The following is a 21,770-nucleotide window of genomic DNA, read 5'->3' on the forward strand; positions in this document are numbered from 1 at the left end:
TTCTTAATTCATAAACTTACGATATCGACTTTCAATTGCGAAGAATACCAACACTAGAATTAAAATACATAAGACCATTAAAGACGCAGCAGCGGTTAGTTTTTGAACGTTTAATGAAGTAAACATATTGTTCATATAGTGCTGGATCGTATAAATACGATCATATGGATAATCACCTGCGATTAGATAGGTTTCACGGAATACTTTGAAGGAGTTAATAGTACTCATTAAAAAAACAAAAAACATCGTTGGCGTTAAGTAAACGAGAGTGACCTGTCTAAATTTAAATAAACGACCTGCACCTTCGAGATCGGCTATCTCATAATAATCTTTTGGAATATTTTGAAGTCCAGCTAAGAATAGGATTAAGTTGTAGCCAATGTTTTTCCATAAATATACGATGGATACAACTGCGATCGACCAATCTGAATTCATCCAATCGACTTGTGTAAAGCCTAAATTCACCAACCAGGAATTAAAAATACCGTTCCAATCAAATAAAATTTGCCATAGCATAACGATCGAAGCGACTGGTACAACAATTGGTAAGATAAATGAACTGATTATGACATTTTTAAATAATACTTTTTGATGCAAGCAAAGTGCCAGTAGTAAAGAAATCCCAATTACAAGTGGGACGTTGATTGCTGTAAACCAAAATGTATTTGACGCAGCCCTTAAAAATGAAGAACTTGCTAATAGCTCTTTATAATTGAAAAGACCAACGAAAGAACCCCCAACCGCTCCATCTTTAAATGAATAAATTGTTCCCATAACAAATGGGATTAAATAGAATAGGGAAAAACCAAATAAACTAGGTAATAAGAAAAATGCTGCAACTTTACCATCGTTATTTAATCTTTTACGAATGTTCATTGTACTCACTTCTTTCTTTAATTGAGTAATTATTATTTGTTTAATAATTCTCCTTGAGAAAGAAGTTTATCTTAATGAGATAAAGATGAGATAAAGATGAAATAAAGATTTGGCGAAAAAGTGAATTATTAAACAATAAAAACTGAGAAAGTAGACTTGCAAACTCTCTCAGTTTTTATTTATTTTTCATGTGTTTTAATATTGATTTGCCACTTGAATCATCAGTAAAAATAGACAGTCAGCATATATAAATTTGACTTTATTCCACAATTTTAACTACAGGTTTCAAATCAGAATAATAACTTACTAGTAATTTCCCGCTCGAAGAAAAACTAATCAGATTAGGTTGAGTTTTTATTTTAACTTCCAAGCTCCTTATGCCCTTATTCGAAAGTTGATACATACCGAATTCCTTATCATCGATGATTGCTAGAGAATTACCATGTACATCGAATGAATTTATATATAGTGAATGTGTATCAACATCTACAAATTCTTTTTCATTTATATCGTAATACCCAAAGTGTTGATTATTCCAAAATTTAAAATCGTCAAAGTGAATCGCAAAGATTTTATTATTTGTTAGCTTTGCATAACCTGGGTATTTGAAAGGTGATTCATATGATTTTATCTGACCAGTTTTTAGATCATATACATAGTAATACCCTTTATCGCTTATAGAGTCTGTCCATACTAGTTTTCCCTCTGCCATATGAACAAAGTTATTATATAATTGTAAATTATTTATTTTTGCTACATCTTTATATGTATTGTGCTTTAAATCATATATTCGTATAACGCTTTCTCTTTTTTCTTTTACATAAACAAATGCAACGTAATCTTTATATAAAAATGGTGCATCAGCTGTGTATAGACCAGGAACAGATGCGGAAATCTTAGTTATTTTCTTCGTTTTTTTATTCATCACATACGTTTTATTTCTTTCCCCATCAGCAACTGCATCTACCCAGATTAGCCAATCCTTATTTACCATACTACCTTGGATCATCGGATCAGAAAATTTCGATTTGAAAATTGAAGTTATTTTTTTTGTTTTCATATTCATTTGAATTAACTTATTTGTTCCGGTACTTTTATCATTTACAGTTGCATAAAGTTCGTCCTTATATAGCGAAGGATTCGAAAAATCTTGATACGGTATCTCAATACTTTTGACTTGATACTGTTGGTCATGGTCAATTCGTTTAATTACTTCTTCTTTTGAAAGCCCGCATCCACTTAAAAGTAATAACGAGCTAAGTAATGCAATTGACTTTCTCATAAGTTGCTCCTAAAAAAATTAATATTAAAAAGACAAGCCAAGCTCAATTGCTGGCTTGTACCAAAAAATTAACGTTTTACTGTAACTTTTTCTGATTTTGTTGTAACTTTAAATCCATCCTTTGTTGTAACATCCATAGAAATATAATACGTACCATCTGGGACATTTGATTCAGGTGTCCATTTCATACGTAAAGTATGCTCATTTAATACATCTTTTGTTTCAATTATGTTGCCAGTTTCATCTTTAATATAAATTTTCCAATCTACACGATTGTTTGCATAACCAGTTATTTGAGCAGGATTATTTTCGTTTACATCTGTTCCAGAAACGTAGAACCAACTAAGTACCATATTGTAATCAATATATGATCTGTCACCCCAAACAGTATAGCTTTGATTGTATGCATAATCATAAGCCATTATTACAATTCCCTTTGGTTCAGTTGGTACAATTAGTGATGTTTCTCCTTGGTTCGTTTCATAATACTCGCCATTTACATATACAATGGCACCATTGTATCCGCTGCCACCGGCACTATCTGCAGCATTAAATGATATTTCATATTTCCCATCTTTTGGTTGCACTTGAATATTTGAAACTTTTACAGTCTTTGAATCTATCTTTACAGGCAGTTTTACATATTGTGGTTTCGCATTCTTATAATCTAAGGTTGATTTGATGACATAATTGTAAGTACCATCTGAAACAAACTCACCCTTTTCGTTCGTCTCATTCCATGTATAATTAGGTGCAGAATATTGATCAAACATATAGTAGAAGTCGCCATTAGCCATATTATTTTTTGTGAATTTATATGGTGAACCATCCGCTGTGAATTCACTAAAGTTTCCTAACCATTTAACTTTTTTTCCTTTTTGGTCTTCAATATACATTTCGGTTTCTTTTAAATTTCGTAGTACTTGAAACGACGGATAGACACCTGGTGCAAACGTGTTTGGTGAAATCGTCATATGATCTAAATTAAAGTTATTTGTCATTCGGTCATATCCCAATGGAGTTTCAGATACGTCATCCCAAAGGACAGTATATCCTACAAATACACCATCACTCCAAGGAGCAGGATCTATATTTTTCGGCTCGGTCCATTCACCTAAAAAGCCCATATATGGTATTGTTAAAGGAACCGCTTTTTCTTGATCTTTTCCTACTGGAGTAAGGCGGACAAATCCTTCCACAAATGAATTTTTCCTTAATGTTCTAGGAAAACGAATCTCGACGTTTAAGTCTTTCTCTTCTCCTACTTTAATTTTTAAATTCGTCCCATTTGTACCAGTTAATTTTTTCCCATTTACATAGATAGAAGCTCCTTCAATACGCTTACTTGATAAAGTTAAATATTCTTTTGAATCTAGTTTTCCATCACCATTTAGGTCAAACTGTTTCATAACTATATTATCTGTTAAAAGGTCTACATTAACAGTGTACTCATATTCTTCTTTTGATTTCTTTGTTTCAAGGGATTCCACATTTAAATGGAAGATTGCTCTATCGTTCTTAATTTCTTTTAATGCAACTGACCCAGCTTGTTCAAGCGGTGTATTTTTTCGTGTTACAATAACAGGAGTATTAATTGCATTTTGTATTTGCATTAAACCCGATCCTTGTATACGTGGAGAATACGGAACTTCACTATTTGTTCTTGGATCCATCACAACTTTTGCTGTATTCATTAATGCAATTTTTGATTTTAAAACCGTATCTTCTGAATGAGCTAATTCTTTTTGATAAAGTGCTTGTAAAAGTAATGCTGCTCCTCCTGCAACATGTGGTGTTGCCATTGATGTTCCGCTATAAACATCATAATTGTTACCAGGTACTGTCGAATATATATTTCCGCCAGGTGCAGCCATTTCAGGTTTAAAATCTAAAGTATAAGGCGCACCATATGCTGAGAATGAAGACATTTGATTCTTGTTTTCGTTATCAACATATACTCCACTAGCGAGTTGCATACTTATTTTTTGACCTTTAGATAGTTTAGATATTAATTCATTACCTACTACTTTTGATGTTGTAACAGAATTTAAGAAATACGGAGAAAAATCCATATCAGGATAGTCAGGTACATCTGAGGCTGGTACTTGGATAAGTGCAACTGCTCCTCTTTTTGCGGCTTCTTGTTGGAAAGTAACATTACCTATATAACCTGTTGATGGAATTGGTTTTGTTACAACGATTTTACCATTTACATCTTTTCCGGCGTAATCAGCAGATCTACCTTCACCAACATAAACAAACTCATAATTTTTTCCTTTTTCTAAAACGTCACTAAGTTTCTTACTAGCTTGATTTTTATATGGAAAGATTACACCAGTAGTTGATTGCATAGAATCCATATGTATTTTTGTATTTTCATAAGAAGCCACAGATAAAGCAAAAGGACTCACACTAGGTGACCCTACTGTACCGATATCTGGGTTTTCTGCAAATGGTAATGATGTTCTTTCTAATAAATTATTTTTCGTACTATAAGCTGCATTTCCTCCTGCAACTACAACCAATGTGCCCTGTTCCGTTGCTTGTCGAATCGCTTTTTGGACTGGATCATCTTCTTCACCAACCCACCCTGAATCACTACCTAAGCTCATATTAATAACATCTGCACCCATCGTTACTGCGTGCTGGATTCCTGCAATAAGGTCATCCTCATATGCTCCGCCACCATAATCCGAAAATACTTTTTCGGCTAATAATTGAACGCCGGGTGCAATCCCTTTTACTCCATCTTTCGTTTCATCACCATTTGCACCGATAGTTCCTGAAACGTGTGTACCATGTGGACTTCCATATTCGCCAGGAATAACATCTGTGTCATCATCGGCCCAGTCATATCCTGTTGGAACTTTGTCACTATACCAAACTTCATTCACATTCGTTTCTGAAAATTTTCCTTGAATCTTTTCTTTTGTCCACTTTTCTTGTTGTTTTCCTTTGTCAGTCAGAGTCAAATCCTTATGTGTCCAATCAATACCTGAGTCGATTACTCCAACTACTAATCCTTCTCCTTGGTATCCATATGATTCCCAAACTTTTTGAGCTTGTACTAATTCTTTACTTGCAGCCATAGAAGGTTGGAACACTTTAGCAATATGTATATTTTTTACACCTTCAATTGATTTGATTTCATTCACATTCTTGTATTCTGTTTCAGTACTAAATCCGTTAAATCCTGTAAAGAAACGATGTTTTACATGAATAGTTTTTTTCGTTTTATTAAGATTATTAATGACTTTATCTTGTTTTATCTTAAACTCTTTCTCTTTCGTTTTTTCAGACATGGTTGAGGCATCTACTGGACTATCAACCTCTACTATTATTCTTACTTTTTCGTCTGGTTTAAACTTTTTAATTTGTTGTTTGTCTACATCATATAAGTTTTTATCTCCAGGATGAATCTTGTCACTTGTTCGAATTTGACTTTGTTCAGATAATAAACCTTTTTTTATGTAATCGCTTATGTTACGAGTTGTTTTTTCATTTGATGAATTATTACTAACTCCTTCAGCAAATGCTGTTGTTGAAAATAGTAAAACTGAAAGACCAACCGAAGAAATTACCTTGTAAGGAAATCCGTTTCTTTTTTTCAAACTTTCCACCCTTTCAAACTATTAAATGAATAGCGGGTAGCCTTTACAAGAAAATTAGAGGATTAATTAAATGGACTACTTATAGATTTAATTGAAGTATACAGCGAGAGAGACAGACCCATTTAACGACTTAAAACAAAATAAAACCTTTAAATTTGTAAACGTTCTTAAAAGACAATGATCTTTAAAAAATCACTCCTTTCGAATTTCCTATTCCTAATTCCATAAAAGAACTTTACCGATTTTTAAATCCGTTAAAAAATTTCAACTATATAAATCTAATAATCTATCGATTTGAATTAGGAACTTTAGTAATATTGTAGTTGTGCTTGAATTCACTGTAAATTGGGGGAATTATTTATTACTAAATTACAAAATTAGACCTTTTTTCCTTTGATATATAGCAAAATTTGTTGAATAAAACAGATTTATGCGAAGTATTCTGTAAGAATTTTATTAAGATAAGTAAATTAGGTTATTAGAGATTGGGGTTATCAGTCATTAAGACCTATAAAAAATAGCCGAGTAAATTCCTCGGCTATTTTTTTCGATTATTATTACTCACCAGATTCGGCGAATTTTTTAATACGTTCTCCTATCTGGTTTCGAACTTTTTGGAAAACAGCCCATTCTTGACCAGCTGGATCATCAAATCCCCAGTGTTCCCGTTTTACATGTGGTGGTGTTACTGGACATACATCGTTTGCATGACCACATAAAGTAACCACTAAATCTGCATTATTTAAGATTTCATTATTAATAACATCTGAAGTTTGGTTTCTAATATCGATTTCTACTTCATCCATTGCTTTAATTGCATTTGGGTTTACACCATGTGCTTCAATCCCAGCAGATAAAACATTCCATTCGGTACCTAAATACTTCTTTCCCCACGCTTCAGCCATTTGACTTCGGCAAGAGTTACCAGTACATAAGAAGTAGATTGTTTTTTTGTTGTTTGACATGATTTATTCCACCTTTATTGAAAGTTAGATTGACGTTTGTTTTGTAAAATATTTTCTTCTCATCCATAATGCTACATTAACTAATGCAATCATTACTGGCACTTCAACTAAAGGACCTATTACTGCTGCAAATGCTGCTCTTGAATTAATTCCGAAAACACCAACTGCTACTGCAATTGCTAATTCAAAATTATTACTACCAGCAGTAAAAGCTAAAGTTGTCGATACTCCATAACTTGCTCCAGATTTCTTTCCTAAGAAAAATGAAATGAAGAACATAATTAAGAAGTAAATTAATAATGGAATGGCAATACGAACTACATCTAGAGGAAGCTCTACAATAACTTCTCCTTTTAATGAGAACATCACAATAATTGTAAATAGTAATGCAATTAACGTAATCGGGCTTATTTTAGGGATAAATTCTTTTTCATACCATTCTCTACCTTTTGCTTTTACAAGTATTAACCTTGTAAGTAGTCCAGCTAAAAATGGAATCCCTAAATAGATGAAAACTGATTTCGCAACTTTTGGCATTGTTATATCGATTGACATACCCTCTAACCCAAAAATTCTTGGTAAAACTGTTACAAAGATATACGCGTAAACAGAGAAGAAGATCATTTGGAAAATCGAGTTAAAGGCTACTAATCCAGCCGCATATTCACGATCACCATCGGCTAAATCATTCCATACACTCACCATTGCGATACATCTTGCTAAACCAATCATGATTAAACCAACCATGTATTCCGGATAATCTCTTAAAAAGATAATTGCTAATAAAAACATTAAAACTGGACCGATTAACCAGTTTTGAATTAGTGATAAAAATAATACTTTTACATCATTAAAAACTCTACCAATTTCCTCATAACGAACCTTTGCTAGTGGTGGGTACATCATAAGAATTAACCCAATTGCTAAAGGTATTGAAGTAGTTCCAACTTGCAATTTATTTAGGCTATCCACTACACCTGGAGTGGATACGCCTAAAATGATCCCAATCCCCATTGCAAGAAATATCCATAAAGTTAAATATCGATCTAAGAAGCCTAAACGTTTCTTTAATGCTTTTGTCATCTAATTTCTCCCTTACTCACAACATTTTTGTCTAACAGGACTGTTTTTGATTAATTTTTCAACTAAATCAGTTTGTGCAGATGTTTGATCCAAAATATTATGTATCATTGGATAAAAATCTGATTCTTTGTTTAATGAATAATAAACCCATTGTCCTTTTTTTGTTTCATTTAGAATGCCACCAACTTTTAGTTTGCGTAAATGCTGACTTATCGCTGGTTGACTCATATCAAATGTTTCAGTAAATTCACACACACAGCATTCTTGTTGATCTAAAATAGCAACCATTGTTAAACGTGTTTTATCACTTAGTAATTTAAGTAAATCTGATACATCTTCAATCGAAATTGTTTTCGTTGCCAAACTACATCCTCCTCCCAATCTCATCAGTAAATAATTATATAAGCATATACTTATATTATCAATATAAAAAATGAATCACAACTATTTCGTATATAATTTACACAAAATTTACGTAAGGATTCCTTTAACTAATGAAACGAATAAAGACATTAATATTTTATATAAGGAATTAAACTTTAAACTTTGCAAATTTATCGAAAAACCACATTTAACATATGAAACGACGAATGTAAAAAACTCCTCAACAAGGCAAGGAGTTCTTTCACTGATTTCGTTCTAGAAAGTCTTTTACTCCTTCGAAATGATTCTTCATTTTTCCATCAATTTTTTCGAGGATATAATGACCGTCTTTTCCAAGCGAACTACTTGGTGTTTGATGTGGATCAATCGAAGCAATCAAGTGATCCGAACGGATATTCATTGATGATAAGTTGTGAATGTGTTGCGCAACTTCATAATGTATCCAATCAATTGCATGGTAGTAAGATTTCCCTATTATGATGGCTACTGGGTACAGGAATAGTTTACTCGTTGGAATCAGTAATCCTATTACACCTACTCCGAATCCGACAAGGACCACTTTCTTTCCTATTTCTTTGGCCAAATGAGCGAACATCAACTTTGAATCAGCAAACGATCGTCTATTTTCCGATGCCTCTTGAGTCGGTTTGTGATGACCCTCGATCAATAATTTTTGTTCATATGGATAATACGTTGCAAATCGTTTCATCATCCTGCATTCTCTCTCCCCATATACTATTCATTCATCACGTGTCTGTATATTAAACGATATGAGACAACTGGTAAAGTATTCTAACAAATACTTCTAACCAACGCATTCACCTCATTACATTTAATAAATTATTATCATTATATTAACATAATACTAGTTTTAATATGTTGTAAACCCTCATTTCTCTGGCAATCTTAATTACATATATTGTTATTAGCAATTTTGGGATTATATATTGAATAAATATATAAATTAATTTAGTGGACTTTGATGTTTAATAATCTAGTTCTAGAAACCATACCAGCACTTTCTAAAGTGTGTTTCGACTGAATATTATAATACCAGCACCCACAAATAGGTTTTAGATTATTGTCATAACACCAATTCTTTAAATGGTAAATTATCGTTCTTCCTATTCCTTGTTTTCTGAACTGTTCATTTGTAAACATGCCGATACTTGCAATTTTGTCGAGTAGCATACTTCGTTCTACAATTCCAATTCCGAGTAGAGTATTTCCTTCAACAAAAATGAATATTTCTCCATTTTCAATACGTTCCTCCAATTTATCAATGAAGTCCTGACACACTTCTTTTATTTTTATAGCATCGTTAAGGACAGCTGCTCGGAATTCCCCACTTATATATAATTTTTCTATTGGGATGTCTAATTTATTATCTTGGAAAAAATAAGCTTGTTTTTCAATCTTATAATCATGATCTAATACCAAGCTTAAAAAAAGTTCGTCGCATGTTGGAACTAGTATAGATTGTATAGAATGCTTCCTAAGGACATATTTAAATGTATTTTGAGATTCATTATAAAATCGTAAGTCTATATAAAATTGTGTAAGACACTGTTTATTATGAATGGCATAATAACCTACTACTACAGAGTTGTAACTTATACTATAAAATATCGAATTTAAAATGTGATCCTCTAAGAATGAATCTATAGGAGAACTCAAGTTACTTACATATTCTCGGATTAAATTTTCAATATCTCCTTGTTTACATTCTTTAACATCAAGCCCCATTTCTTTTCATCTCCTATTTATAAATAACATTCTTTACTCATTGATAATTATATCTATTAAAAAAACTACCAAAAATTTAATAAATTCTGTTTCCAACATAAAACCACTCTTTGTATTTACCTAAACCTATTCTAATAATACCATTTTATGGAAGAATAAATCTGCTATTCCAACTGAAAAGTAAATCCTAATCATCACAGTTGAAACGATTGGTATAAAAATTGGCATTAAAAATAGCTCAAAATTACTATTCATTTGGTTGTTGTAAGCATTAAATTTATAACTAGATAGCTTAGATACATTTGATAAATAACATTTCAGTTTATTTTTCAAACTAATTTCTTCCTAAACGATCGGCTATTTTAAAAGCTTGAAAGACCATTAAAATCATAAATAAAATTGGTATATAAACATATAGAATGCTAGTAGTGACGTATGTCATCAATGTCCCAATTTTCTCCACATCCAATTTACCTTTTACACTGATGACCATTAAATGCACAATAATGATTGAGAACCATAAAGACTTTCTAGATTTAAATTTAAACGATTCTTTTAAAATTCGAAACGCTCCCCACAACGCCATACAGCAAGGAGGAAGAATGACTAAGAGCCATAAAAATATGTATACATATTCAAATCTCTCAATAAAAGGATAGCGAATAATTTTTGACATCATAAGTGTTGGCCAAGTTATATGTTTTAGTTGCCCATGACTAAAATAAGCTAATGAAACGAATGTAATAAATAAGTATAAAATGGTTGTATACGCTTGTGAAATGTGTGCCCACTTTTGAGATTTTTGATTATTTTTAATAAACGGAAAGTAAATCAGCAAAAATTCAGGTCCAGAGTACATTAGGATACAATTCTTTGCTGACACATAATAGTCACTTATACTATGATTAAAAACTGGTAATAAATTCGTCCAATAAGCGTATTTCAATGGAAAATAAAATGTTAACAATAAGATAGAAGGGATTATTACTCCCCAAAAACAAATTCCGGTAATGACTCTAAATCCTCCAATGACCAAATAAGTGATAACAAAAAGCATAATAAGTGATAAAAGCCAAATTGGAAAATACGGAAAAACCCAAGTAATAAGAACAGCTATATAGGACCTAATTATGGTTGTAGTTTCTAAAAGCAAGTAAACATAAAGAAATATATTTAATGCATTACCGATCCATTTCCCAAATAATTGTTGATGTAAAGACATTATATCTCCATTATTTGATTTCTTTAACAAGTAATACATTAACCAAATAATGATATGTAAAGAGATACCAACTACTAAAACCGAAACCCATGCATCTTGTTCGGCTCCTTTTACTATTTTACTTTGAAAATTCAACATGCCAACACCTGTTTGAGTACTGTGAATCAGAAATAATAAAAAAAATGGAGATACTGTCAGACTTTCTTTTAATTGTTTACTCATAGACAATCTCCTTCACTTTTTACTCGCCAATCCCAGATTGAAATAATACTACTTTTACATTCACATCGAAGTCAAGAGCTGGATAAACCTTTTCATAAAACTCTTTTTCGTTCCATTTTTTTGAATGTGCTCTTGCTAAATCACCTATACCTATAGGATCGACTTGATGCTTTTGAAAAGTTAATAATAGTTTTTCAAAATCTTCTTTCATCTGTTTTTCCAATTGATTGTTTAAAAATAGATTATTTTTTCTTTTCATTAAATCTAGCCATTCTGGATAATCTTTAACCATCCCATTTAGAGTAAGATTAAATTTTACTTTTGTTTTACCATTATTGGTTTTAATTAATTTTTTTTCGTTCCCGTTTAAAATGGTTAATATTGCAGAATCAGTGTTCTGTCCCTTCTGTATATTAAATTCTGTTTGTCCTCTAATTACTCTCCCTCTTAATAATTTATACAGTAAGCTTTCTTTTTGATTTAAAATAAGTGCAAGTTTGTCCTTCTTAAATACAACGAGTCCATTTACCTCAATATTCTCTTTTTGATTTATCTTAATATACGGTATTGAAGCATCTCGACCTTCTCCATAGTAATCAAATAAAAAACTATGAAATGTTGGAAGTGGTACAAATTGATTCCTAAAATTTTGTTCAATCAATTTATAAATATAGTTGCTGTCTTTCGCTTTGTTTTTCATTAATAATTCTCCTGCTGGTTCTTCTGAAACAGCCAAAATTGCATTACTTCCAATCAATGGATCTCTACAAACCGCTTTAACAAAATACGACACCCCATTTTCAGCTAGTTCTTTTCCAAAGATTAGAAGATTTAACTTTCCAACTTCGATCGGTTTTGGAGACTGTTCATTTAAAGCTTGTTTAATTAATAGGGATTTCTTCCCACTACCTTGTAAGATAGTGCTCCCTTTGTTTCCTACTTCGGTATAATCAGAATAAAGTGCTGTTCCAACAAAATGATTATCAACCTTGTCAAAACCGTATACTGATAGAATTTGTATTTCATCAATAATTTTTTGCCGTGGAAAAGAGCAGCCTGATATAAAAAACAATAGTAGTAAAGAAGCACAAAAAGAGCAAATAATTTTTCTATTTATTTTATTCATTATCATTATTACGATCATCCTTAACTTGATTAGGATTATATCTTTTTAGTGAAAGAGGTCTTAAAAATCTACTACGAGTCGTTGTATACTGATATGATGACCGAATAAAACTATCGCTAAAATTTTTTATTCGAAAAGGATACAAAGGAACCATATATGGATTTCCTAAGGATTTAAGCTTTAATAAATGCCCTAACAGAAGTACAAATCCTATTATTATTCCAAAACCGCCCATAAATGCTGCCAATAAAATAAATGGAAACCGCAAAAGTCTTATTGCATTTGACATTTTAAATATAGGAGTTGTAAAAGATGCAAGTGCAGACAGTGATACAATAATAAGTAAAATATTACTTGTTAGTGCAGCTTGGACAGATGCCTGACCGATTACAATACCACCTACAATACCAAGTGTTTGGCCAATTTTTGTAGGTAATCTCGCTCCTGCTTCTCTCAACAATTCAATAGTTGTTTCCAAAAAAATAGCTTCCCATATCGGTGGAAATGGAACATGAGCCCTTGAACTAATTAGGGGTTGCAATAAATCATCAGGTAAAACCTCATAATGAAAAGATAGTATTGCTACATATATTGGAGTAGCAAACAATGAGAAAATAACACTCATAATACGAATGATTCGAAAAAACGATCCTAGTACCCAATTTAGATAATAATCTTCAGGAGAAATGAAAAAATCCAGTATTGTAGTTGGTCCTGTAATAATGTATGGTGATCCATTCGATAGGATCGCTACTTGCCCATTAACCATTGCATATACAACCCGATCCGTCCGTTCAGTAGATAAAAAAATAGGAAAAGGTGAATTTGAGTTATCTGAAATAATTTGATCTATTAGGGAATTATCAAAAACAACGTCGAAGTCGATGTCTTTCAATCGTTGACGTACAGTTTGAACATATTCAGGATTTGTAATGCCATCTAAATATGCAATAACAACTTCTGTTTTAGACATTGAACCTATTTTGATTTCCTCAAAAATTAACTCAGGTACAGCTAAATGTTTTCGAAGTAGATGTAGATTAGTACTTAGGTTTTCAACAAATCCAACCTTTGGACCAATAACACTAAATTCATTTTCTGTATCATTATTCTCGCGATAACCAAGTTTTGAATTTTCTACGTTTATCGTCAAAAAGCGCTTAAAATACTTGAATTCTAGAATAACATATCCTTTTATTAATCTTTTTTCGATATCAAGTGGGTTATTTGTAAATTGAACTTCCTCAAAAGGAATCAACTTCTTCACATCATTAATCGTACTAATTTTATTAATATTTTCTTGTAATGACGGAAGTAAAAGATTATTTATTTTATCTGCATCTACCATACTTTTATAATAACTAATCGTTATATCCTGTTCTTCAGATAAAGAAAATTGGTGGAAATCACTCGATTTAGCAGCCTGTTGAAATATAGATGATATTGACTTCGTTTCTTCTTCAGACTTTTGACTATTTAAAATTCGTTCAATAGATTTTAAACGCATTTACACCACCCAATAGATTGTATTATTTTGATTTACTTTGAGTTCTCTATATAAGTGAGATATTTCCAAATATATTTGAGAATAAAGAGAAAATATTTCCTTTTGTTACGTTTAAAGTAAGTGCCCTCGATCGGTCTATTGTCTACTAATAAATTTTTGTCACCAAAAAAAGTGACATTATATCGTTTACTTATTTCCAAGTATTAAATATAGTCTGCCTATAATCCCCATTTTATTTCCTACTTTATTTTTTCGTTCTTACCAATTTATATACAATAAAACTATTCAATTTTAATTTTATTTAACTCTCTAATAAATCCCTCCAATGTTCTAATTCTTATTGCATACTCATTTCTTTGCATAATTCTAAATAAATACTTGAACAACTTCTAATACTAATCTTAAGAGGTGATCATAATGGGTAAATGGAATAAACAAGCTGCAGCGAATAATAATTTGCCATCTAGTACAATCCGTACATCTGAGCTACTATTAGGCAAGAAAGCAGACCATGAATTTTCAGAAGACCTTTCAGATGGCGGAGAAAGAAATCAAAATATTGAGATGCTAAATAAAAATCCTAAGCTGAAATAATTGTAATTATGTCTCAATTAACAGAAAAAAGAGCTAATCGAATACTTACTGATTAGCTCTTTACAATTTACATGTTTAATTATTTTCTATATGACAAATTATCGCTTTAATTAATTTTTACATTTTCAGGATTATAAATTGAATAGTGGTCTAATATTAACTTTTTATTCTTTAAAGGAATTACAAATTTAAGCTTTTTGGCTCCAATTGAATAAGTTAATATTTTTTCATTATTTGAGGTAGTAACTTCTGAACTAGGTGAACCAAAGTAATTTTTTATATTATTGATAGTTAAAGATTTTAACTGTGGATCAAAAGAGCGTAATTCAAAGATTAAATGGCTTTTTTGGTATCCAATTACTACATTTCTCTTTGAGTATGTGTTATATGTTCCTTTAGCAGCGGCCACATATACACTACTGTTTTCTTTTCCCCATTTTTTCCTTACCCCGTCAATTTTCGTATTTAATACATTAAATTCTGCATTAATTATTTTTCCTTCATTAGCCTTTGTTGAAATATTTTTTAAAAGTGAGTATTGTATATTACTAGTTTCATTGTTAAATGAAACGGCTTTTTTAATTTGTTTATTTAGATTTGTAACACTTACAGGTTGAACTTTATTATTGTTAAGTTTATATTTTTGTTTTAATGATAGAATCTTATAGACACTTTTATTTATTGTGTCTTCTGATATTTTGTGATTTTTAACTGCTGTATATATGCTATTGTAAATGGTTTTAATATTATCATTACCATGTCCTATCAAAATAATATTACTTCCGGCATTAATAGATGTTACTGCTGCATTACTTAAGTTATAGTGTTTAGCTATAGCTCCCATTGACATATCATCAGTTATGACAACTCCATTATACCCATATTGTTTTCGTAAAAGATCAGTTATCACCGATTTTGACATAGAAGCTGGATACTTAGAATCTACTTTCTTTACTAAAATATGAGCTACCATCACCATATCTGCATGATTTTTAATTGCATTATTGAATGGAACTAATTCAAATTTCTTTAAACTTGTTAAGTCTTTATTCACTATAGGAAGTTCTAAATGAGAATCTACTGAAGTATCTCCATGCCCAGGGAAATGTTTAATAACAGGAATTGTTTTCCCTTTATGAATTCCATCCATCATTCCTTCACCAATTTTTGAAACGATACTTGAATTTGTACCAAAAGAACGATCTCCAATTACTGTATTTTTCGGATTACTTTGTATATCTAATACTGGTGAAAAATCAGTATTGAATCCAAAGGAAGAAAGCTCTTTTGAAATCATGGTACCTATATTATTTGCGTATTGCATATTATTTTTATTTCCAATTGTTCTAGCAGAAGGTGTATTTAAAACCGCTGAGGGCATTCGATTTACTCTACCGCCTTCTTGATCGACGGAGATAAACAAAGGTACCCTGTTATTTTTATTGTATGTTTTTATGTCATTTGTTAAATTTACTAATTGACTTGGACTTTTTATATTTGATCCAAAGAGTATTACGCCGCCTAATTTATAATTTTTTAAAAGAATATCTGCATTACTTGATGTAGTTCCATCAAAACCTGCGATAATCATTTGTCCAATTTTTTCTTTAAGAGTTAGTTTATTTAATTCAACTAGTATTGGGTCAGTCTTTGAAACAATTACATTTTTCTTTACCTCAGATACTGTATTATGACTTTCACTTACCGTTCTTTCATTTTTTTTAGCTTTAACTTCTATACAACCAGATAATAATATGAAACTACTAATCGCAATCATTGATAATTTTTTAATATTGTTTTTCATATTTTCACCTCTAAATTTCAATATGGTGTACATGTTAATATTGACTTTTATCAAATCATAGCAAATAAATGTTTCTAAATTATAAACATTTTGTATCAAATATATAATTTAATACAAAGCTTTGATTCAGCAATGGTGTGGGGTAATAAGAGTTGCACCACATCATCTTAATCATTTTTATAAAAAACATTAGTTTAATTGGATAGTTACTTATTGTCTTTTCAATGGGAGAGCAGCAATAGACACTTTTTATTAGGTTAATAAAGCCTTATTAAATGTTTATGCTTCATTAATTATGAGCAGTGCATTAATATCTCTTTTTTCTACATTTAAAATGACTCATATAATTTTGTCTGCTAGTTTGGATTCGTTGGATCCGGAATTACTGAATTTTTATTATTATTTACTTTATCACTAATATCAGTACGATCTACTATTCTATTACCATTCTCATTTAATGAAGGAATATTCTGTTTTTCAGTAGTTGTTAAGTCGACAGTAACTGTCACTGTGTTACTCTTTTTGGCTCCGCTTGTTGCGATAATCTTAATCTTTATGATATTTCCAGGAAAAATCCCACTAATTCTTGTGGATGTTCCTTGTATCTTTTGGGTTCGTGCAATACCACCATTCACACTATAGTTAACTTCAAAAACAGTTGAAGGTATTAATTCATTTGGATATTTCCAATTCAATGATATATTGCTAGTAACAGAATCAAAATGTGCGATCACACTTTTAGCTGGTTCCATTAGTTTGTCTTTAGGAATATCATCCTTCTTTTCACCTTTAATATATAATTCATTTCGAACTTCAGTGACAGAAGTAGGTTTATGGAAAGTAGAGTTTCGATCTCCAGTAGCTTCTAGCATATCTCTTGCGATGTACTTTGCGATATTTGTAGATGATTTGCTTAAATAATGATCTTTTTTATTTTTTTCATATCCAGTCCAAACTGACACAGTGACATCAGAAGTATAGCCTATAAACCAACTATCACGAGTAGCATTAGAAGGAAAACCATATTTCTGTTTTACATCTTCAGGGTAATTCGTTGTTCCTGTTTTACCAGCCATATCAAGTCCGGGTATTTTCGCTCTTTTACCTGAACCCATTGGTGAGTTAACTACATCACGAAGCATATCAGTGATCATATAAGCAGTATAATCACTCATTGCTTGTACTGGTTTTGGCGTTAATACCTTTTCAGTTTTATCTTGATAAATGATTTTTGTAACAGCATGCGGTTTAATATACACTCCACCATTTCCAAATGTGGCATAAGCACCAGCCATTTCTAAAGCTGATACACCTGTAAACCCACCAATTGCATAAGATTCATAAAAAGTGTCTTTTGAAAAGTTAAATCCTAGTCCATTTGCAAATTCACGCGACTTATCTAATCCAACTTCTTGGAAGGTCTTTAATGCAGGGATGTTTCTTGAATCCTCTAATGCCTGACGAATTGACACATTACCTTTATACTTTCTATCCCAATTCCTAATTGGTGTACCATTTGAATAGGTATAAGGCTCGTCAAGTATTTGATGGAATGTAGACCATTTTAGATACTCAATCGCTGGAGCATAGTCTAGAATAGACTTAAATGTAGAACCTGGTTGTCTCTTAATATCAGTAGCGAAATTAATTCCACCTGTCGTAGTATTTCTACCAGCTCCAACTGCTCGAATTTCACCTGTTTTTGTATCTGTTAAAACAAATCCAGTTTGAAATTCATCACTTGGGTAAAACTCTTTACCGCGATTGATTATTTCATCCGCTTTTTGTTGAGCTTTTGGATCGATTGTTGTTTCAATAGTTAAACCATCAGTATAAACGTTTGCATCGCTATTTTTTTCAACTTCATCAATTACTATATCTAAAAATGATTGATATTTAGTACGGTTAGGTTGAGAAAACTTTACAATTTTTTTCATTGGTGTTGCTTTTGCCTTCATATATTCCTCTTCTGAAATATATTTATACTTTTTCATTTGGTTAAGAACGATATTTCTTCTTTTTTCAGAAGCAGCTTGATGTTTCGCTGGGTTAAAATTATTGGGACTTTGAACCATACCAGCTAATATTGCAGCTTCAGGTAAAGTAATTTTGGTCAAGTCTGTACTAAAATAAGTTTCACTAGCTTTCGCAATACCATAAACCCCACGGCCGTTTAAACCATTTGAAAAATAAATTTTATTTAAATACATTTCTAAAATCTGTTGTTTAGAATATTTTTGCTCTAACTGAAATGCTAAATACCACTCCTGCACCTTACGTTTAATCGTTTTTTGTGGTGTTAAAAATGAATTTTTAACTACTTGTTGAGTGATCGTACTACCACCCTGTGTACCAAATCCACCTGATAAATTTGCTAATACTGCTCCGAAAACACGGCGAATATCGACACCTTTATGTTTATAGAAACGAACATCTTCTGTTGCAATAAAAGCATCTTCTACTACCTTAGGGATTTCATTATAAGAAACCTTTGTTCGTTGTTCTCTTCCTAATTCAGCAATGATATGACCATCTTTATCTAATATTATTGATGATAATGGGACTTTAAGTTTTGATTCATCTAGTTCAGGAGCATCATTTATTAAATAATAAAACACACTAACTCCACCTAGAATAAAAAGAACGATTATTGTCACGATTGTTAAGATGATTTTTTCCCATAATCTTTTATCTTTTTTGGTAGATTCTTTTGAAGACTTTTCTAGTCGCTTTCGTTCTCCTCGTGAAAGGTATTCTTTTGCCATCTTATTTCCCCTGACTTTCAATAAAATAGAGCTGCCAAAGCAACTCTCGATCTAACTAATACATTTATCATCGAAATCCATTTTGTAATATCATTTAAATTATTTAGTAAATTCACTTTGAGCCGTTCTATCTTTTTTCAATTTAAAATATTCGTCTAAGATACCTCGACCTATATATTTAGCAACCGGTGCCTGATCACTTTCCATCCATGGAACGACTACTGAAAAAGCAATTTCAGGATTATCAAAAGGTGCATAACCTACTAATGTTAAATTAATAGTTTCTGGAAGTACTTTGTATTTTTTATAATCTGGACCACCATAAAAAGATTGGGCAGTTCCAGTTTTTCCAGCTGGTTTATAATCAGTACCTCTAAAATATTTATAAGCCGTACCACCTTGTTCATTGTATACCTTATAAAAACCTTGCTTTACTCGATCAATATAATCGTCCTTCATCTCAATTCTATTTAATATAATGGTATTAATTTCTTGTCTAATTACACCTTGGTCTTCTCCAATGGTTGGTTGTTTAATAGCTTTTGCAATATGTGGTTTTACGCGATAGCCACCATTTGCAATTGTTGAAATATATTGAGCTAATTGAAGAGGCGTGTAAGTATCATACTGTCCAATTGATAAATCTAGTAAATATCCAGGTTTTTTTTCAATTCCTTTAAAACCAATCGATTCGATTGGTAAATCAATTCCCGTTTTTACACCAAGTCCAAATTGACTAAAACTATTTCGAAAGATGTCAAAAGCTCCAACATCTAGGTCAAGTGGAGCATTAGGAACATAATGACCCTTTCCAATATTAATAGCAGTTTGGAACATATAAATATTTGAAGATTTTTTTAACGCATCTAAATCATTCACCAATCCAAGAGAACGGTTCCCAGCTGATGATTTTTCTTTAGTACCTTTGATTTTCATTGGTGTATCTAGTATTCTAGTAGATGCATTAATTGCGTTTGTTTGATATCCTGTCAATACAGTTGCGCCTTTTACTGCTGAGCCCATTTCATAAGAAGTATTGATGTTTCCAGTCGCAAAATCTTGAATTTCAGTTTTTCCTGTTTTTTTATTTCTAACTATTTGTTTACCTGACATCGCTAATAATTCACCAGTTTTGGGATTCATCATTGTAACAAAAGCACGATCAACGTATTTACCATTTAAAGTTCTTTTAGCTGTTAACAGTTCTTTTTGAACAATTTCATCTACTTTTTGTTGTAATTCAATATCAAGTGATAGTACTAAATCACTACCTGATTCACCTTCTTTGATTACTTTTCTATTTTCAACATCACCATTATTATTTAATGAAATTTGAGCTTTTCCTTTTGTTCCTTTTAATACGTCCTCATATTGCTTTTCAATGTAACTTTTTCCAACTCGATCATTGCGACTATACCCACGTGCTAAGTAATAATCTACGTTTTCTGCAGGTAGACCTTCTTTCTCAGTTGTAATATTTCCAAGAATCGTTCTAAACGTATCTTTATAAACGTACTCTCGTTCCCAATCTGTTGTAACATCTACACCTGGTAACTGGTCTAGATTCTCACTAATTTGTGCAAATTCTATTTCTGTTACACCCTTACTTTTGATTGACTGAGCAGTTAACGCATAACCAGCACTCATTTGCTTATAAATTGCAAGAATTTGTAAATCTTTATTACTTAGTGTATTTATATCTGATTCTGTTATCGATTTAAGTTGAAGTGCATAGTATTCTTTGTTGTACTGTGCATCGTCATCTTTATATTTTACTTTTAATTTTTCATTTTCAACTTCAGAAACAAGGTTTTTAGCCTCTACTTCATGTGTAAGCAGCCAGTAATCCTTTCGATCACGTTCCATTATTTTATCAACAGGCATTTTAAGATAGTTTGTTAATGTAGTTGCTAACTCAAGCATCTCAGCTCGATTTGTTCCTTTCTTTCTTGTATAAGTTATTTTACGTAGAGCACGATTATCAACTATAACCTTTCCATTTCGATCAAATATCTTTCCTCTAGGAACAGGTATTTCTTCCGTCAAATTTTCTGTTCTTTCTACTTCTGCTTGATAATCCTCACCTTTAACGATTTGTAAAACGCCCAGCCTTAAAATTAACAAGGAGAATAGTACAAATACGATAAAAAAGATAACATTTAGTCTGGTAGGTAATATAAGTTTCTTTTGCCTGGGTTTATTTTTCAATATTTTCTCCTCCGAATGATAGCGAAGTTTGATGGATATACATATACAAAAAGTGTGCCCTTTGAGACAGCTCTAACTTTTCCTTTAACGATTGTTTATCCATTGTTCCATATAAAGATGAACTTCATATAAATTCACTCTCGCAATAGTATAATTTCATCATTTTTGACACAATAACAAATTGATAACAAATCTCTAACATAAAAATTTAAAGTTTATTTTGTTATGAATTAGAGGTTCCTTTTTTTCTAAAATTTACTTAAGAAGTTTAACTTTTAACTTATTTACCTTTGCTCCTGTTTACTTCAAGACGACAAATAATAAATTATCTTTACAAATTAGATGCATATGATATACTCTTTTTGGTTTAACTAG

The 21,770-nt window shown here is 31.3% G+C and carries 16 protein-coding genes; 1 reads left to right on the top strand and 15 read right to left on the bottom strand.

All coding sequences use genetic code 11. The features are described from left to right. Positions 1-3 precede the first annotated feature (3 nt). The 12 genes from B6K90_RS16995 to B6K90_RS17050 form a co-directional block, all read right to left on the bottom strand. Positions 4-876, bottom strand: a complete 873-nt coding sequence (locus tag B6K90_RS16995) for a carbohydrate ABC transporter permease (protein WP_088013955.1) — start codon at positions 874-876, stop codon at positions 4-6. 259 nt (positions 877-1,135) lie between these two features. Further along, positions 1,136-2,158 (bottom strand): hypothetical protein, encoded by a 1,023-nt coding sequence (locus B6K90_RS17000; protein WP_088013956.1) that lies wholly within the window; start codon positions 2,156-2,158, stop codon positions 1,136-1,138. A gap of 68 nt (positions 2,159-2,226) precedes the next feature. After that, entirely contained in the window at positions 2,227-5,769 is a 3,543-nt protein-coding gene (locus tag B6K90_RS24460; RefSeq protein ID WP_088013957.1) for a S8 family serine peptidase, read from the bottom strand. Between the two features lie 557 nt (positions 5,770-6,326). Beyond that, positions 6,327-6,734, bottom strand: a complete 408-nt coding sequence (gene arsC, locus B6K90_RS17010; protein WP_088013958.1) for an arsenate reductase (thioredoxin) — start codon at positions 6,732-6,734, stop codon at positions 6,327-6,329. Between the two features lie 24 nt (positions 6,735-6,758). Continuing rightward, the gene (gene arsB, locus B6K90_RS17015) at positions 6,759-7,817 is read right to left on the bottom strand and encodes an ACR3 family arsenite efflux transporter (protein ID WP_088013959.1); all 1,059 of its coding nucleotides are present in this window, start codon (positions 7,815-7,817) and stop codon (positions 6,759-6,761) included. A 12-nt stretch (positions 7,818-7,829) separates the two neighbouring features. Continuing rightward, positions 7,830-8,204 (bottom strand): ArsR/SmtB family transcription factor, encoded by a 375-nt coding sequence (locus B6K90_RS17020; protein ID WP_088013960.1) that lies wholly within the window; start codon positions 8,202-8,204, stop codon positions 7,830-7,832. 238 nt (positions 8,205-8,442) lie between these two features. Beyond that, positions 8,443-8,913 (bottom strand): hypothetical protein, encoded by a 471-nt coding sequence (locus B6K90_RS17025; RefSeq protein WP_088013961.1) that lies wholly within the window; start codon positions 8,911-8,913, stop codon positions 8,443-8,445. 257 nt (positions 8,914-9,170) lie between these two features. Further along, positions 9,171-9,947, bottom strand: a complete 777-nt coding sequence (locus B6K90_RS17030; protein ID WP_088013962.1) for a GNAT family N-acetyltransferase — start codon at positions 9,945-9,947, stop codon at positions 9,171-9,173. 126 nt (positions 9,948-10,073) lie between these two features. Beyond that, positions 10,074-10,280: a hypothetical protein gene (locus B6K90_RS17035; RefSeq protein ID WP_088013963.1), complete on the bottom strand. Its 207-nt coding sequence runs from the start codon at positions 10,278-10,280 to the stop codon at positions 10,074-10,076. A gap of 1 nt (position 10,281) precedes the next feature. After that, complete coding sequence (locus B6K90_RS17040; RefSeq protein ID WP_088013964.1) at positions 10,282-11,391, bottom strand: GerAB/ArcD/ProY family transporter; 1,110 nt, start codon at positions 11,389-11,391, stop codon at positions 10,282-10,284. A gap of 19 nt (positions 11,392-11,410) precedes the next feature. Continuing rightward, positions 11,411-12,523: a Ger(x)C family spore germination protein gene (locus tag B6K90_RS17045; protein WP_167555407.1), complete on the bottom strand. Its 1,113-nt coding sequence runs from the start codon at positions 12,521-12,523 to the stop codon at positions 11,411-11,413. Beyond that, complete coding sequence (locus tag B6K90_RS17050) at positions 12,510-14,024, bottom strand: spore germination protein (RefSeq protein ID WP_088013966.1); 1,515 nt, start codon at positions 14,022-14,024, stop codon at positions 12,510-12,512. Before B6K90_RS17050 ends, B6K90_RS17045 begins: the two co-directional genes overlap by 14 nt. 417 nt (positions 14,025-14,441) lie before the next feature. Between B6K90_RS17050 and B6K90_RS23805 the strand changes: the two genes are divergently transcribed. After that, positions 14,442-14,618 (top strand): hypothetical protein, encoded by a 177-nt coding sequence (locus B6K90_RS23805; protein ID WP_167555408.1) that lies wholly within the window; start codon positions 14,442-14,444, stop codon positions 14,616-14,618. A gap of 106 nt (positions 14,619-14,724) precedes the next feature. On the opposite strand, the gene nagZ is transcribed toward B6K90_RS23805, so the two are convergent. The 3 genes from nagZ to B6K90_RS17065 form a co-directional block, all read right to left on the bottom strand. Continuing rightward, complete coding sequence (gene nagZ / locus B6K90_RS17055; RefSeq protein ID WP_167555409.1) at positions 14,725-16,422, bottom strand: beta-N-acetylhexosaminidase; 1,698 nt, start codon at positions 16,420-16,422, stop codon at positions 14,725-14,727. Between the two features lie 356 nt (positions 16,423-16,778). Beyond that, on the bottom strand, positions 16,779-19,187 hold the full coding sequence (locus B6K90_RS17060) for a transglycosylase domain-containing protein (protein WP_088013968.1): 2,409 nt from the start codon (positions 19,185-19,187) through the stop codon (positions 16,779-16,781). A 99-nt stretch (positions 19,188-19,286) separates the two neighbouring features. Then, positions 19,287-21,395 (bottom strand): peptidoglycan D,D-transpeptidase FtsI family protein, encoded by a 2,109-nt coding sequence (locus tag B6K90_RS17065; protein WP_235821830.1) that lies wholly within the window; start codon positions 21,393-21,395, stop codon positions 19,287-19,289. Positions 21,396-21,770: the final 375 nt, after the last annotated feature.

The organism is Gottfriedia acidiceleris, from assembly GCF_002128425.1.
Taxonomy (GTDB): domain Bacteria; phylum Bacillota; class Bacilli; order Bacillales; family Bacillaceae_G; genus Gottfriedia; species Gottfriedia acidiceleris.

What these genes read in the sequence shown, in the direction of transcription:
- B6K90_RS17060 (WP_088013968.1), bottom strand. Translation starts at nt 19,187, where the DNA reads ATGGCAAAAGAATACCTTTCACGAGGAGAACGAAAGCGACTAGAAAAG.
- B6K90_RS17040 (WP_088013964.1), bottom strand. Translation starts at nt 11,391, where the DNA reads ATGAGTAAACAATTAAAAGAAAGTCTGACAGTATCTCCATTTTTTTTA.
- arsB (WP_088013959.1), bottom strand. Translation starts at nt 7,817, where the DNA reads ATGACAAAAGCATTAAAGAAACGTTTAGGCTTCTTAGATCGATATTTA.
- nagZ (WP_167555409.1), bottom strand. Translation starts at nt 16,422, where the DNA reads ATGAAAAACAATATTAAAAAATTATCAATGATTGCGATTAGTAGTTTC.
- B6K90_RS17045 (WP_167555407.1), bottom strand. Translation starts at nt 12,523, where the DNA reads ATGATAATGAATAAAATAAATAGAAAAATTATTTGCTCTTTTTGTGCT.
- B6K90_RS17025 (WP_088013961.1), bottom strand. Translation starts at nt 8,913, where the DNA reads ATGATGAAACGATTTGCAACGTATTATCCATATGAACAAAAATTATTG.
- B6K90_RS17030 (WP_088013962.1), bottom strand. Translation starts at nt 9,947, where the DNA reads ATGGGGCTTGATGTTAAAGAATGTAAACAAGGAGATATTGAAAATTTA.
- B6K90_RS23805 (WP_167555408.1), top strand. Translation starts at nt 14,442, where the DNA reads ATGGGTAAATGGAATAAACAAGCTGCAGCGAATAATAATTTGCCATCT.
- B6K90_RS17050 (WP_088013966.1), bottom strand. Translation starts at nt 14,024, where the DNA reads ATGCGTTTAAAATCTATTGAACGAATTTTAAATAGTCAAAAGTCTGAA.
- B6K90_RS16995 (WP_088013955.1), bottom strand. Translation starts at nt 876, where the DNA reads ATGAACATTCGTAAAAGATTAAATAACGATGGTAAAGTTGCAGCATTT.
- arsC (WP_088013958.1), bottom strand. Translation starts at nt 6,734, where the DNA reads ATGTCAAACAACAAAAAAACAATCTACTTCTTATGTACTGGTAACTCT.
- B6K90_RS17020 (WP_088013960.1), bottom strand. Translation starts at nt 8,204, where the DNA reads ATGAGATTGGGAGGAGGATGTAGTTTGGCAACGAAAACAATTTCGATT.
- B6K90_RS17000 (WP_088013956.1), bottom strand. Translation starts at nt 2,158, where the DNA reads ATGAGAAAGTCAATTGCATTACTTAGCTCGTTATTACTTTTAAGTGGA.